Source organism: Ideonella margarita (genome assembly GCF_038066635.1).
GTDB lineage: Bacteria > Pseudomonadota > Gammaproteobacteria > Burkholderiales > Burkholderiaceae_C > Ideonella > Ideonella margarita.
The window spans coordinates 1-14894 of the sequence record NZ_JBBUTI010000015.1 but is presented as its reverse complement, the minus strand read 5'-3'; the positions used below and the strand labels follow the sequence as shown (position 1 = coordinate 14894).

10 protein-coding genes are annotated in these 14894 nt (G+C 64.8%); 9 read left to right on the top strand and 1 reads right to left on the bottom strand.

The genetic code is table 11. The features are described 5' to 3' along the window. Window positions 1-4: 4 nt before the first annotated feature. The 5 genes from malE to AACH00_RS17935 are packed head-to-tail and all read left to right on the top strand — an operon-like array spanning window position 5 to window position 7721. Entirely contained in the window at window positions 5-1210 is a 1206-nt protein-coding gene (gene malE / locus AACH00_RS17955) for a maltose/maltodextrin ABC transporter substrate-binding protein MalE (protein WP_341400556.1), read from the top strand. Then, on the top strand, window positions 1207-2805 hold the full coding sequence (malF, locus tag AACH00_RS17950) for a maltose ABC transporter permease MalF (RefSeq protein WP_341400555.1): 1599 nt from the start codon (window positions 1207-1209) through the stop codon (window positions 2803-2805). The genes malE and malF overlap by 4 nt, the downstream gene beginning before the upstream one ends. 4 nt (window positions 2806-2809) lie before the next feature. Continuing rightward, a complete protein-coding gene (gene malG, locus AACH00_RS17945) occupies window positions 2810-3700 on the top strand; it encodes a maltose ABC transporter permease MalG (RefSeq protein WP_341400554.1) in 891 nt (296 codons plus the stop codon). 2 nt (window positions 3701-3702) lie between these two features. Continuing rightward, the gene (locus AACH00_RS17940) at window positions 3703-5343 is read left to right on the top strand and encodes an alpha-amylase family glycosyl hydrolase (RefSeq protein ID WP_341400553.1); all 1641 of its coding nucleotides are present in this window, start codon (window positions 3703-3705) and stop codon (window positions 5341-5343) included. A gap of 14 nt (window positions 5344-5357) precedes the next feature. Then, window positions 5358-7721: a glycoside hydrolase family 13 protein gene (locus tag AACH00_RS17935; protein ID WP_341400552.1), complete on the top strand. Its 2364-nt coding sequence runs from the start codon at window positions 5358-5360 to the stop codon at window positions 7719-7721. Between the two features lie 87 nt (window positions 7722-7808). Here the strand turns inward: AACH00_RS17935 and AACH00_RS17930 are convergent, their stop codons facing one another. Further along, entirely contained in the window at window positions 7809-9554 is a 1746-nt protein-coding gene (locus tag AACH00_RS17930) for a tannase/feruloyl esterase family alpha/beta hydrolase (protein WP_341400551.1), read from the bottom strand. Between the two features lie 163 nt (window positions 9555-9717). Here AACH00_RS17930 and AACH00_RS17925 point away from each other — a divergent pair, with 163 nt between their 5' ends. The 4 genes from AACH00_RS17925 to AACH00_RS17910 all read left to right on the top strand — a co-directional run bounded on the left by AACH00_RS17925 (window position 9718) and on the right by AACH00_RS17910 (window position 14814). Further along, complete coding sequence (locus AACH00_RS17925) at window positions 9718-10209, top strand: MarR family winged helix-turn-helix transcriptional regulator (protein ID WP_341400550.1); 492 nt, start codon at window positions 9718-9720, stop codon at window positions 10207-10209. 152 nt (window positions 10210-10361) lie between these two features. Further along, window positions 10362-11039 (top strand): CPBP family intramembrane glutamic endopeptidase, encoded by a 678-nt coding sequence (locus tag AACH00_RS17920; protein ID WP_341400549.1) that lies wholly within the window; start codon window positions 10362-10364, stop codon window positions 11037-11039. Between the two features lie 177 nt (window positions 11040-11216). Further along, window positions 11217-14366, top strand: coding sequence for a type I restriction endonuclease subunit R (locus tag AACH00_RS17915; RefSeq protein ID WP_341400548.1), 3150 nt, complete (start codon window positions 11217-11219; stop codon window positions 14364-14366). Beyond that, window positions 14356-14814, top strand: a complete 459-nt coding sequence (locus tag AACH00_RS17910) for a hypothetical protein (protein ID WP_341400547.1) — start codon at window positions 14356-14358, stop codon at window positions 14812-14814. Before AACH00_RS17915 ends, AACH00_RS17910 begins: the two co-directional genes overlap by 11 nt. The last annotated feature ends 80 nt before the right edge of the window (window positions 14815-14894 follow it).

Sequence of the window (14894 nt, the reverse complement as noted above, 5' to 3'; positions counted from 1 at the left end):
CACCATGCCGATGCTGTTTCAAAAGGTCGGGCGCTTGAGTCTGGCCGCGGCTGCCATCGCCGCCTTGTGCACCCCTTCCGTCCTCGCCCAATCTGCACCGCCCAAGCTGCTGGTCTGGATCAATGGCGACAAGGGCTACAACGGCCTGCAGAAGGTCGGTGATGCCTTCACCCGCGCCACCGGCGTGCCGGTGGTGGTGCAGCACCCGGAAGGCGCCCCTGACAAGTTCCAGTCGGCCGCTGGCGCCGGCAAGGGCCCCGACATCTTCTGCTGGCCACACGACCGCGTGGGTGAATGGGCCAAGTCCGGCCTGATCGTGCCCGTGACGCCCGGCAAGGCCGTGCGCGAGGCGATCGACGATGCCGCCTGGAAGGCCTTCGGCTACAAGGGCCGCACCTGGGGCTACCCGCTGGCCATCGAAGCCGTGGGCCTGATCATCAACAAGGCGCTGGTGAAGACGCCGCCGGCCACGTTCGACGATGTCATCCGCATCGACAAGGCACTGTCTGCGCAAGGCAAGAAGGCCCTGCTGTGGGACTACAACAAGACCTTCTTCACCTGGCCGATGCTGGCCGGTGCCGGCGGCGAAGTGTTCGCCCGTGGCCCGAACGGTGACCTCGACCCCGCCCGCGTGGGCGTGAACTCCCCCGGCGCCCTGGCTGGCGCCCAGATGCTGGCGAAGCTCATCAACGACGGCCACATGCCGCGCGGTGCGCGCTACGCCGAAATGGAAGCCGGCTTCGCCCGCGGCGAGGTGGCGATGATGATCTCCGGCCCCTGGGCCTGGGACAACGCCCGCAAGGCCGGCATTGATTTTGAAGTGGCACCCATCCCGGCCGTGGTGGCTGGCAAGCCGAGCAAGCCGTTCGTGGGCGTGCTGGGTTGCATGGTGGCCGCGCCCAGCCAGAACAAGGACATCGCCCGCGAGTTCATCGAACAGCACCTGCTGAAGATCGAGAGCCTCAAGACCATCTCGGCGGATGTGCCGCTGGGCACGCCGGCCAACAAGGCGTACTACGCAGAACTCTCCTCGGATGTGAACATCCGCGCCACCTTCAACAACGCGCGGGCGGGTGAGCCCCTGCCCAACATCCCTGAAACCGGGCGCTTCTGGCCCGCGATGGACGCCGCCCTGGAGGCCATCTCACAGGGCCGGCAGACCCCGAAGGAAGCGCTGGACGGCGCAGCAGCCCGGATGCTGGCGAAATGAGCATGAACAACAACAACGCATCCTCGTCGGCCGCCAAAGACCCAAGCCCCACCGGCCTGCTGGGCCGCGCACTCGCCGCGGCTGCCGTGCTGGCCCTGCTGTGGGTGGTGTACGGCATGGTGGCAGCCGGCAACCCGCTGTGGGCGGTGGCGGCACTGGTGATTGGCGGCCTGGCCATCTGGGTCTACACGGCATCCACGTCGCTGGCCTGGCGCTATCTGTTCCCGGGTGTGGCGGCGATGATCATCTTCATCGCCTTCCCGCTGCTCTACACGGTGCAGATCGGCTTCACCAACTACTCGGCCAGCAACCTGCTGACCGAAGACCGCGCCCGCGCCTACCTGCTCGACCAGGCCGACATTGATGAAGCTCATGCAATGAGCTACACGGTGCACCGTGCCGGCACGCAGGTGCGGCTGGCATTGCAGTCAGACGTTGAAAGTGGTGCCCAACGCTGGGTGTCCCCGCCGCTGGATTTGAGCAAGCCACTGCCCGCAGATGCCACCGCCGATGCCGCCGCCGTGGCGCTGGCCCCGGCCAATGCCAGCTCCGAGGCCGAACTCGGCGAAGCCCTCGACATCCGCGGCGTGATCGCCCTGCGTGACGGCCTGCGCAGCCTGAAGCTGCAAGTGCCCGGCGGCGCCGTGCTGGCCTATGCCGGCCTGCGTGAGTTCGGCCCCTTCACCCCCGTGTGGCAAGCCCAGCCGGATGGTGGCCTGAAGCAAGTGGCCACCGGCCTGATCTTCACGCCTGACCGCGACACCGGCTACTTCACCAACGCCCAGGCCGGCCGCCTGCAACCGGGCTTCAAGGTGGGCGTGGGCCTGGCCAACTACACCCGCCTGTTTGGTGACCCCGACATGCGCGGCCCCTTCGCGTCCATCTTCATCTGGACCGTGGTGTTTGCCGGCCTGACGGTCGTGTTCTCCACCGCCATCGGCATGACGCTGGCCGTGCTGCTGAACTGGGAAGCGCTGAAGTACCGCACGCTCTACCGCACGCTGCTGTTCCTGCCGTACGCCGTGCCGGGCTTCATCTCCATCCTGGTGTTCAAGGGTTTGTTCAACCAGAACTTCGGCGAGATCAACGCCATCCTCGACGCCGCCTTCGGCATCAAGCCCGCCTGGTTCGCTGATCCGACGCTGGCCAAGTCGATGCTGCTGATCGTCAACACCTGGCTGGGCTACCCGTACTTCCTGGTGCTGTGCACCGGCCTGATCAAGGCAATTCCGGCAGACCTGTACGAAGCCTCGGCCATTGCCGGCGCCAAGCCGCTGACCAACTTCTTCAAGATCACCGCGCCGCTGATCGTGAAGCCGCTGACGCCGCTGCTCATCAGCGCGTTCGCCTTCAACTTCAACAACTTCGTGCTGATCAGCCTGCTCACCGACGGCCGGCCTGACTACCTCAACACCAAGTTGCCCGCCGGCACCACCGACATCCTGGTCAGCTACACCTACCGTATCGCCTTCACCGACGCGGGTGCGAACTTCGGCCTGGCTGCCGCCATCTCGACCGTCATCTTCTTCCTTGTGGCCCTGCTCTCGCTGGCCAACCTGAAGCTGACCCAGTCCAACGACCAACGGAAGGCGTGACACCATGGCCATCGTGACCGGAAAGAGCCAGCGCTGGCGCATTCTTGGCGCCCACCTGGGCTTGTGGCTGCTGATCGGCGTGACGCTGTTCCCGCTGCTCGCCATCATCAGCATCTCGCTGCGGCCGGGCAATTTCGCCACCGGCTCGCTCATCCCCAGCACCATCAGCCTGGAGCACTGGAAGCTGGCGCTCGGCATCCCCGTGACACTGCCCGATGGCACGGTGAAAGTGCCGCCGTTCCCGGTGCTGCTGTGGCTGTGGAACTCGATCAAGATCGCCACCATTTCGGCGCTGCTGATCGTGGCGCTGTCCACCACCGCGGCCTACGGCTTCGCGCGTCTGCAGTTCCGCTTCAAGAACGGCATTCTCAACAGCATGCTGCTGCTGCAGATGTTCCCGGTGGCCGTGGCCCTGGTGGCCATCTACGCCATCTTTGAAGGCATCGGCCGCTACGTGCCGTGGCTGGGTGTTGAAACCCACGGCGGCCTGATCGTGGCCTACCTCGGCGGCATCGGCATGCACATCTGGACGATCAAGGGCTACTTCGACACGGTGCCCACCGAGATCGAGGAATGCGCGAAGGTCGACGGCGCCACCAGCTGGCAAGCCTTCTGGCGCGTGCTGCTGCCGATGGCCGTGCCCATCCTGATGGTGGTGTTCGTGCTGGCCTTCATCGGCACGATCATCGAGTACCCGGTGGCCTCGGTGCTGCTGCGCGAAGAGCCCAACCTCACGCTGGCCGTGGGCTCGAAGTACTACCTCTATGAGCAGCGTTATCTGTGGGGCGATTTCGCGGCGGCTGCCGTGCTGTCGGGCCTGCCGATCACGCTGGTGTTCCTCGCTGCCCAACGCTGGATCGTGTCTGGCCTGACCGCCGGCGGCGTCAAAGGCTGACCATGCGCACCAAAACCTCATCGCGCCGCGGTGTCGCCTCGGTGCTGGCTTCGCTCGCCCTGGCTGGAACCACCATGACCCATGCTGCGCCCGCTGCCTCTGCTTCCCCTGCTGCCTCCGGCAGCTCGGTGTATACCGCCCGCGAAGCCGACTGGCGCGTTGGCCCGGTGGTTTACCAGGTGTGGGTCGACCGCTACGCGCCACCGGCTGACCGCGCCGCGCAGCAAGCCCTACTGCCGCCGCCCAAGCGCCTGCGTGAATGGCATGAGCTACCCACCACCGGCACCTACCTGCCTGACGCCAAGGTGTGGAGCCACGAGATCGACTTCTGGGGCGGCAACCTGGCCAGCCTGCGCACGCGCCTCGGCCATGTGCAAACGCTGGGCGCAGACGTGCTCTACCTCAACCCGATTCACCTGGCCTACACCAACCACAAGTACGACGCGCTCGACTACCAGCAGGTGTCGCCTGAATACGGCACGCGCGCTGATGTGAAGGCGCTGGCTGGTGACCTGCACCAGCGCGGCATGAAGCTCGTGCTCGACGGCGTGTTCAACCACATGGGCCGCAACTCTGCCGCGTTCCGCTCGGCCGAGGCCAGCCCGCAAAGCCCGTACCGCAGCTGGTTCCACATCGGCCCCGAGTTTGCTGCCACTGGCAATGCGCGGGTTTGGTGGGGCGCGGTGAACCTGCCCGAGCTGAACCTGGAGAACCCGGCCGTTCGCGCGCACCTGTACGAAAGCCGTGATTCGGTGGTGCGCAGCTGGCTGCGTGACGGCGTGGACGGCTGGCGTCTGGACACCGCCTTCGAGCTGGGTACCACCTACCTGACCGACCTGACCCGCGCGGCCCACGCCGAGCGCAAAGACGCATTGGTGATCGGCGAGATCGTCAACTACCCCGCGCAATGGGTGGGCACCGACGGCCCGCTCGACGGGGTGATGAACTTCACCTGGCGCCGCGTTCTGCTCGACATGGCCGAGCGCAAGCTGAGCCCCGCCTTGGCCCAGCGCATGATCGAGCGCACGATTGCCGACACCGGCATCGAGCCCCTGCTGCGCAGCTGGACCCTGCTCGACAACCACGACCTGCCCCGCCTGGCCAGCCGCCTGCCCGATGAGCGCCAGCGCCGCCTGGCCCAGGTGCTGCAATTCACCCTGCCCGGTGCGCCCAACCTGTGGCAGGGCGGCGAGATTGACACCCTGGGCGACGGTGACCCGCAGCAACGCGCCCCGATGCGCTGGGACGTCATCGACGCCGGCCACCCCACCCTCACCTGGACGCGCCAGCTCATCGGCCTGCGCAAAACCCACCGCGCCCTGCGCGTGGGTGACTACCGCGCCGTGGTGGCCGAGCAGCTGTTCGCCTTCGAGCGCCACACCGACCGCGCGCTCGACAGCGTCATCGTGCTGGCCAACCCGCACGCCCACGACGTGACCGAAACCGTGCTGCTCACCAACCGTTCACTGATGAACGCGACGCAGTTCAAGGACCTGGTGGGCACCCCGCCGGCCAGCGAAACCCAACGCCCCTCACTGGACGCCGGCTTGCTGCGCGTGCTGGTGCCCGCCGGCAGCGTGCGCGTGCTGCAACCCGTGTTCGAGCCTCTCAACGGTTATTCGCCCTACAAGCGCACCCCATGAAACATCGTCTGCTCATGTCCTTGATCTCGTCTGCCTTGTCTGGCGCGGCGCCGCTGGCTTCGGCCGCTGATGCCCGCTGCACCCCCGCCCCGCTGGGCACCACCGAGCTGTATGTGCGCGGCACGATGAACAACTGGGGGGCGATGGACGACTACGCCTTCCAGTACCAGTGCGACGCCTACTACCTGAACATCGACCTGAAGGGCCGGCATGAGTTCAAGGTGGCCGATGCCGCCTGGACCGACGCCACCACCTTCGGCAACGGCAGCCACACCGTCAACCATGTGATGGTGTTTGACGGCGAGCACACCCTGCGCCTGCAAGTAACCGGCGCCGGCAAGCCCGCCACGCTCACCCTCGGCCCGCGCAGCTTCGTGGACCCGCATGCCGCGCCCATCACCAACCCGGTGGCGCTGAGCCTGCGTTTTGACTCGCGCAATGCCGCCCACAAGAAGCCCTTTGGCGCGGCCCCCAAAGGCAGCCAGATCGACTTCAGCGTGACCGCCCTGCCGGGTGTGAGCAAGGTGACGCTGGTGATCGAGCGCCGCCGCCTGGAAGGCAACCAGGAAGTGCTGGAGTACACCGAAGCCCAACGCGTGCCGCTGAAGCGCGGCGCCTCGACCAAGGCGGGCGAAGAGCGCTTCACCGCCAGCCACCGCTTCGACGAGATCGGCGTGTGGGGCTACTGGTTCGATGTGGAAATTGACGGCCGCCACTACGCGCTGCAGAACAACCGCGACACCATCCACTGGACGCGTGAGCGCGGCTCGATGGGTGCGGCCACGGTGGAACGACAGCCCGAAGCGCTGCGCCGCGTGCGCCGCTTCCGCCAGACCATTCACGCGGCTGATTTCAAGGTGCCCGAATGGGCGGCCGATGTGGTTTGGTACTACATCTTCCCTGAGCGCTTCCGCAACGGCGACAAGCGCAACGACCCCCAGCCCGGCGTGGCCCGCTACCAGAACAAGGCCGTGGAAAAGCACCCGAGCTGGATCGGCAAGCCCTATGTGCCGGGCAGCGGTGACGGCTCGGACGACACCTACAACAACGACTTCTTCGGTGGTGACCTTGAAGGCATCATCCAGAAGCTCGACTACATCCGCGAGCTGGGCGCCAACACCATCTACATGACGCCGGTGTTCCGCGCGGCCAGCAACCACAAGTACGACACCGCCGACTACCACCAGATCGACCCCGCCTTTGGCAGCAACGCCGACTTCGAGCGCCTGTGCGCCGAGGCCGCCAAGCGCGGCATCCGGGTGGTGCCAGACACCTCACTCAACCACGTGGGCAGTGACTCGGTGTACTTCAACCGCTTCGGCAACTTCCCGGCCGGTGGTGCGTTTGACGGCGCCCGCGCCAACACCGCCTCACGCTGGGCCGACTGGTTCAGCCTGGACCCCTCACAAGCCAACCCCGACCTGCAATACAAGGGCTGGGTGGGCGTGAAGGACCTGCCGGAAATCAACAAGCAGTCGCCCGACTTCCGCAAGTTTGCCTACGGCGCCAAGACCGGCCTGATGCAAACCTGGCTGGACCGCGGCGCCTCTGGCTGGCGCATGGACGTGGCCCCGTGGGTGCCCGACGACTTCTGGCGTGAGTGGCGCGCCGCCATCAAGGCGCACAAGCCTGATGCGCTGACGGTTGCGGAAACCTGGTTCGATTCATCGAAGTACTTCCTGGGCGACAGCTTCGACTCGACCATGAACTACATCTTCCGCAACGCGCTGCTGGAGTGGGCCAATGGCGGCGAAAGCCGCGCCCTGGTGGCCAACCTGGAGCTGATGCGCGAAGCCTATCCGCCGCAGGCCTTCCATGCACTGATGAACCTGCTTTCAAGCCACGACCAGGCGCGCTCGGTGCACCACTTCGGCTGGCACCAAGACAACGACGACGCGGCCGTGGTGCGCACCGCCAAGCAGAAGCAATCGCTGGCCTGGTTGTTCCAGATGAGCTACCCCGGCGCGCCCACCATCTACTACGGTGACGAAGTGGGCCTGGCCGGCGGCGACGACCCCGACAACCGCCGCCCCTACCCCTGGGCCGACGAAGGTGGCCAGCCTGACCTGGCCCTGCTGGCGCAGATGAAGCAACTCACCACCATGCGCCACGCCCACCCGGTGCTGCGCCGCGGCACGCTGTTGGCACCGCTGCAGGTGGGCACGCACACCCTGGTGCTGGGCCGCCAGCTGGGCAAGGACTGGGCCATCACCGCCTTCAACAACGCCGACCACGCCATCGACGTGCAAGTGGACGTGCCCGCCGGCGCGCCGCAAGCCTGGAAGGACGCCCTGGGCGGCGCGGCCGTGAAGGCCAGGAACGGCCAGCTGACGCTGACGCTGCCGGCGCGGTTTGGGGTGGTCTTGACGGGGCGGTGAAGTGCGTGGGCTGCGGCGTGGCGGGCCTGCAACCAGCCGTGGTGCGCCCGCTGAGCGCGAGCGCCACGCACGGCCGGCCCGCCGGGCTCAGCGGCGGCTGCTGACGGCCGCCGTACTCAGCACCTTGGGCGACTGGCAGGACCAGTTTTCGGCGCGCTCCACATCGCCGTTGCCCTTGTAGCGTGCCACTTTCGGGAAGGGGCACAGCGGGCGGGTGCGGTCAGCAGCCCAGCTGGCGGGCACGTCGGCATTGACACCACCGGCGTTGCCGGCGCCACGTGCCGTGGCCACCAGGGCCTGGGGCGCCACGCCCTGCTCCACCCAGGCCACCAACGGGCTGAGGAAGTCCACCTGATCGGTGGCGGGGCCACCCGAGCAGTGGCCCATGCCGGGCACGCGGTACAGGCGCGCAAAGGCCGAGGTCTTGCCGCCCGAGCTGCTCAGCAGCTTGCGGTACCAGGCTTCGGTGTCCGTCACCGAGAAGATGGGGTCGCTCACACCGTGATAGACCATGATCTTTCCACCGCGGTCACGCAGCTCGCCCAGGTCCTTGTCGCTGGGCGGGGTCATGAAGTCCATGGCCGACTCGGTGTAAGTGGCGTTCGTGGCATAGAGCTCAGCCAGCGCCTGGTCCACATCCAGCGTCATCGAGAAGGTGGGGCCGTCGCTCAGGGCCAGCGGGCTTGGCGGCACCTTGAAGATCGCACCCACGGCGCCCGAATCGCGGGTCAGCGGCGCGCCAAACTCCCAAGACGCGATACCCGATCCGCTCGTGCCCCCGTCATACGGGAAGCCCGCATAGAAAGGCGTGCCGTTCTTGGTGGTGGCACCCTTGAAGATCGAGGCCACGACCGACTTCTGGTCTTTGGTCAGGCAGCTGCCATCGCGGCCGGTGGCGGCGGTGCAGGTGGGCACGTCTTGCCGCAGCCGGAAGACCTTCTGGCAGGCCGCGGTGTCTTGCACCATGCCGTCGGCGGCGCCGTCCAGCGCGTCACAGCGCGCCAGCACGGCGTTGGCAACCAGCCTGCGCTCGGCCGAGGTGAAAGCGGTTTCCAGCCCGGCGGCCGTCTTGGTGTCACCGGTGGCCACGGTGGCATAGCGCTGCGCCCCCCAGATGTTGGCCAGTGCGGCCAGCGGCAGGCGGTAGCCCGGCGCACCGGCCAGGAAGCCGTCGTACTCTTGCGCCGCGCGCACGGCGGCCACCAAGGTGTGGCGCCCGCCGTTGGAGCAGCCGCCAAAGTAGCTGCTGTCCGGCCCCTTGGCATAGGCGGCAGTGATCAGCTGCTTGGCCATCGGCGTGAGCGAGCGCACCGCCTGGTAGCCGTAATCCAGCCGGGCCTGGGGGTCCAGACCAAAGGCCGGGCCGCCCTGGGCCAGCGTGTGGCCGGCGTCTGACGACAGCACGGCAAAGCCCTGCATCAACGCCCCGGTGCGCGGGCCACCACCCAATGCGCCAGTGGCGGTGACGACCGAGCCGTCGATGCCGCCATTGCCCTGGTGGAAGAAGCGGCCGTTCCAGCCCTTCGGCAGGCGCATCTCGAAGGCGATGGCGTAGGTCTTGCCATCCACCGGACTGACGCGTGTGTTCATGGCGCCGGTCACGCGGCAGTGCTCGGCCACCGGCTGGCCCGCAAGCGTCAGCGTGCCGGCGGCCACGGTGGTGCTGGCCGTGATGACCGTGTTGGCCAGGCCGGTCAGGCGCGCGGGCAGGTCTTCGCAAACGCCCTGGAAGGTGGCGGGCTGGGCGGGTGCCGCCTGAGCCGCCGCGCTCAGGGCGCAGCCAGCCAGCGCGGCGATACTTGCCCGTCGAACGGGGAAGCGGTGTGCGTGCATGGAGTCTCCTCGTGTCGTGTGGTGAGTGCCGGGGCGCCCTGATACCAGGCGAGGCGAAACCGGCTAATAGTTATTTTGCTTATCTATTTAAGATCAATACACCGGGCTTTCACTGAGTAAAAGCACAAGAACTAAATCAATCTTTGAACTGAATTGCACCCTCATGCCCCGCAAAGCCCATTCCTCCAGCCCGGACCAGACCCCGCGCGGCCACCTCGCCGAGCCGGAACTGCACAACATCCTGGGCTACCAGCTGGCGCAGGCCACCGTGGTGACCAACCACATCTTCAAGCGCCTGGTGGCCACACCCGAGAGCCTGAGCAAGGTCGAGTTCAGCCTGCTGTCGCTGGTGCGCAGCAACCCCGACGTGAGCGCCAAGCAGCTGTCGCAAGCGCTGGCGATGACGCCGCCCAACATTGCCATGTGGCTGGACAAGCTGGAGGCGCGTGGCTGGGTGGCCCGCACGCGCAGCACCCAGGACGCAAGGGTGCAGTTGCTGCGCCTGACCGACGAGGGCCAGGCCGCCGTGGCCCGCTGCGTGGCCGCGCTGCACACGGCCGAACAAGAGGCCATCGACACCCTGAGTGGTGCTGAGCGGGCCATGCTGATTGAGCTGCTGCACAAGGTGGCCCGCGCTCGCAAGGCCGGGCGGTGAGGCTGGCGAGCTGATTGGCAAGAGCTCGCCAGAGATCGCACGAGTCGAAGGCTGCAGAACCAACCGCCCACCCCGTCACCACCCCCATGCAGCAGTCGCCGGCCCCACCGTTTCCATTCCGCCCGCGCATCAGCCCTGCCGCCCTGTGGGGCGTGATCGGGCTGGGGCTGCTGTTCGCGGCGATGCGCGCGGTGGGCACCTTGGGGCCTGCTGGCTGGCGCGCCCTGCTGCCACTGAGCTTCGTGCTCATGGTCATCACGCCGTGGGTGCTGCTGAGCAAAGACGGCCGCGCGCAGATCGGGCTCAAAGCGCCCTCACGGCCGCTCATCAACTACGGCTGGGCTTTGGTGCTTGGTATCAGCGCGGCCACCGCCTGCTTCCTGCTCGGCGTGGCCCTGTTCGGCACCACGGCAGACAACTGGTTCGCCAGCTACCAGCGCGCGATGAACACCACGGGCTTCTCACTGCCCATGCTGCACCTGGCCTTCACCCTGCCCGCCGCCCTGTTCAGCCCCATCGGCGAAGAAATCTTCTTCAGAGGGGTGCTGCAGCGCACGCTTGAAATGCGGCTGAGCGAGAGGGCGAGCACTGCATGGGAATGCGGTGCGTTTGGGGTGGTGCACCTTTGCCATCATGGGTTGTTCTGGGGCGCTACCGGGCTGAGCATTCACATGATGTCAGGGGCGATGTGGGTGGGGCTGATGGCGGCGACTGCCTGGGAGTTTGCGGTGATTCGCAAGCGCAGCGGGTCGGTGTTCCCGGCGGTGGTGGCGCATGCGGGGTTCAACGTGGCGATGAATGTTGGGGTCTTTGGGGTGTTGCGGGGGTGAGAAACTTCTAGTACGAGGTCCGAGCGCAGAGCCACCGCCAAGCGCCAGTGCGCGTTCCAGACGCACAATAATTGATGCGCTAACGACGCTGTATGCATGGACGCGCGGCCACAATCTAGACCCACAGTCGGCGCCCGCATGGCCTTCCGGCCCAAAGACAACGCAAGCTTCTCTCTTATGCCCTCATCCAAAGCCAGTTACGACCAGTTGCCCGACGCACCGCGCTCGGTCGTCAAGGAAGAGCAAATCGAATATGGCTTCATCGGGAAACTTCAGAATCTGAAGTACGAGTTTCGTGAGGACATCCGCGATAGAGCCGCACTAGAAAAGAATTTCCGCGAGAAGTTCGAGGCTCTCAACCGAGTCAAACTGACCAACACAGAGTTCGCCCGGCTGCTGGATGAAATCGTCACCGGGGATGTCTACGCAGCCGCCAAGATTCTGCGCAGTGTCAACGCCTTCACCCGCGACGACGGCACACCGCTGAACTACACGCTGGTGAACATCAAGGACTGGTGCAAGAACCACTTCGAGGTCATCCACCAGCTGCGCATCAACACTGACTACAGCCATCACCGTTACGACGTTCTCATTCTCATCAACGGTGTTCCCTGTGTTCAGATCGAACTGAAGACGCTCGGCGTCAATCCGCGCCGGGCCATGGAGCAGATCGTCGAGTACAAGCACGACCCAGGCAACGGCTACACCAAGACGCTGCTGTGCTTCATGCAGCTATTCATCGTCAGCAACCGCGACCGCACCTACTACTTCGCCAACAACAACGCCCGTCACTTCGCGTTCAATGCCGACGAGCGCTTTTTGCCCATCTACGAGTTCGCCAGCGAAGACAATCGCAAAGTCACCCAGCTCGACGAGTTCGCTGACGCCTTTCTGAAAAAGTGCGACCTCGGCCGCACCATCAGCCGCTACATGGTGCTGCTGGCGGGCGAGCAAAAGCTCATGGTCATGCGGCCGTACCAAGTCTATGCCGTGCAGCACATCGTCAAGTGCATCAACGAAGACAATGGCAACGGCTACGTCTGGCACACCACAGGTAGCGGCAAGACCCTTACGTCTTTCAAAGCGTCTACGCTGCTGAAAGAGAACGAACACATCCACAAATGCGTGTTCGTGGTCGACCGCAAAGACCTCGACCGCCAGACTCGGGAAGAATTCAACCGGTTCCAGGAGGGCTGCGTCGAAGAAAACACCAACACCGCTGCGCTGGTGCGCCGCTTGCTGTCGGAAGACTACGCCGACAAGGTCATCGTCACCACCATCCAGAAGCTGGGCCTGGCGCTGGACGAAAGCAGCAAGCGCAACAAGCAGCGGGCCAAGAACGGCCAGGCCACCTACAAGGAACAGCTCGAAGTGCTGACGGACAAACGCATCGTCTTCATCTTCGACGAATGCCACCGTTCGCAGTTTGGCGACAACCACAAAGCCATCAAAGCCTTCTTCCCCCACGCCCAGCTCTTCGGCTTCACCGGCACGCCCATCTTCAAGGACAACGCCACTGTCGCCAGAATCGAATCGAAGGCCGGCGCAGACGACGCAGAAAAGACGCTGGTCACCACCCAGGACCTATTCCAGCAGCAGCTCCACGCCTACACCATCACCAACGCCATCGAAGACGGCAACGTTCTACGCTTTCACATCGACTACTTCAAGCCGAAAGCCAAGAACGAGAAAGAAGCGAACCCGGCTGGCAAGGGCGCGCCCAAAGGCATTGAGCCCAAACCCCCTTTTCCCAAAGCAGCCATCGTGGGCGAAATCCTGGCCAAGCACGACGCTGCCACCGGCGGGCGCCGCTTCAACGCCATCCTGGCAACCGCGTCCATCGTTGATGCCATCGAATACCACGAGCTGTTCAAGGACCTGCAAGCGGCCAAGCTGGCCGCCGACCCCGACTTCAAGCCGCTGAACATCGCCTGCGTCTTCTCACCGCCCGCCCAACTGGCGGAGAACGAAGAAGCCCGGAAAGACATCACCCAGCTGTCCAGCGACCTGCTGCAGGAGCAGGAAGACAACCAGGTCGAGCCGGAGAAGAAGAAGCAGGCGCTGGAGGCCATAGTGGCCGAATACAACGCCCGCTTCGGCACCAACCACCGTCTGAGCGAGTTCGACCTGTATTACCAGGACGTGCAAAAGCGCATCAAAGACCAGCAGTGGCCGAATGCTGACTACCCGGCCACGCAGAAGATCGACATCACCATCGTGGTGGACATGCTGCTCACCGGCTTTGATTCCAAGTTCCTGAATACGCTCTATGTGGACAAGAACCTCAAGCACCACGGCTTGATCCAGGCCTTCTCGCGCACCAACCGCGTGCTCAACGGCACCAAGCCCTACGGCAACATCCTCGACTTCCGGCAGCAACAAGAAGCGGTCGATGCCGCCATCGCCCTCTTCTCTGGCGAGAAGACCGCCGAGCAGGCCCGGGAAATCTGGCTCGTGGACAAGGCCCCCGTGGTCATCCAGAAGCTGGAAACCGCCGTGCAGAAGTTGGGCGACTTCATGCAGTCCCAAGGCCTGGCCTGCACGCCCTCCGCCGTGGCCAACCTGAAGGGCGACGCGGCCCGCGCCGCCTTCGTCACCCACTTCAAGGAAGTGCAGCGCCTCAAGACCCAGCTGGACCAATACACCGACCTGACCGACGGCCACAAAGCCGCCATCGAACAGGTGCTGCCCGACGAAAACCTGCGCGGTTTCAAAGGCCAGTACCTGGAAACCGCCAAACAGCTCAGAGACCAGCAGAACAAGACCGGCGACAAGGGCGGCGCCACCAACGACCCGCTGGACCAACTCGACTTCGAGTTCGTGCTCTTCGCTTCCGCAGTCATCGACTACGACTACATCATGGGCCTCATCGCCAAGTATTCAGCGGGGGAGATGGGCAAAGGCGCAGGCAAGGCCAAGATGACCCGCGAAGAACTCATCGGCCTCATGAGCGCCGATGCCAAGTTCATGAACGAGCGCGACGCGATTGCCGAGTACATCGCCACGCTCAAGGCCGGTGAAGGCCTGTCTGAGGCCGCTATCCGCGATGGATACAAACGCTTCAAGGCAGAGAAGAGCGCCAAGGAACTTGCCGACATCGCCGCCAAACACGGCCTGGCCACCGCCGCCCTGCAAAGCTTTGTAGACAGCATCCTCGACCGCATGATTTTTGATGGGGAGCAGCTCAGCGACCTCATGGCCCCGCTCGACCTGGGTTGGAAAGCACGCACCCAAGCTGAACTGGCCTTGATGAGAGACCTGCATCCCTTGCTCACCCAACGCGCCGGTGGCCGCGACATTTCAGGACTCAGCGCGTATGAGCAGTAAGACGAAACTCACCCCAGCGCTGCTGCCGAAGCTGCGGTTTCCTGAGTTTCGCGGAGCAGAGGCTTGGAAACCCATCACCCTTCATGAAGCATCCACGCCAGTGACGGAGCGGGTCGGCGAAAAGAAGCTGATGCCAGTCAGCATCTCCGCTGGCATTGGATTCGTCCCGCAGGCCGAGAAGTTCGGCCGAGACATATCTGGCAACCAGTATCAGCTCTACACATTGGTTAGAGATGGCGACTTTGTTTTTAACAAAGGAAATTCGCTCAAATTTCCTCAGGGCTGTATATACCTATTGCAGGGATGGGGGCAAGTCGCAGCGCCCAATGTGTTCATCTGCTTCCGACTTAAGGGCGACTATTCAAATGGTTTCTTTCAGCAGTGTTTTGAGCAGAACCAACATGGCAGGCTGAAGCGCCCCGGGTTTTCAGGAGGCTCCAACTCTTGAGAAGATGGAGCCATGAACAAGTCGAACAAGTTCTCACCTGAGGTCCGCGAGCGCGCTGTGCGCTTGGTGCAGGAGCATCG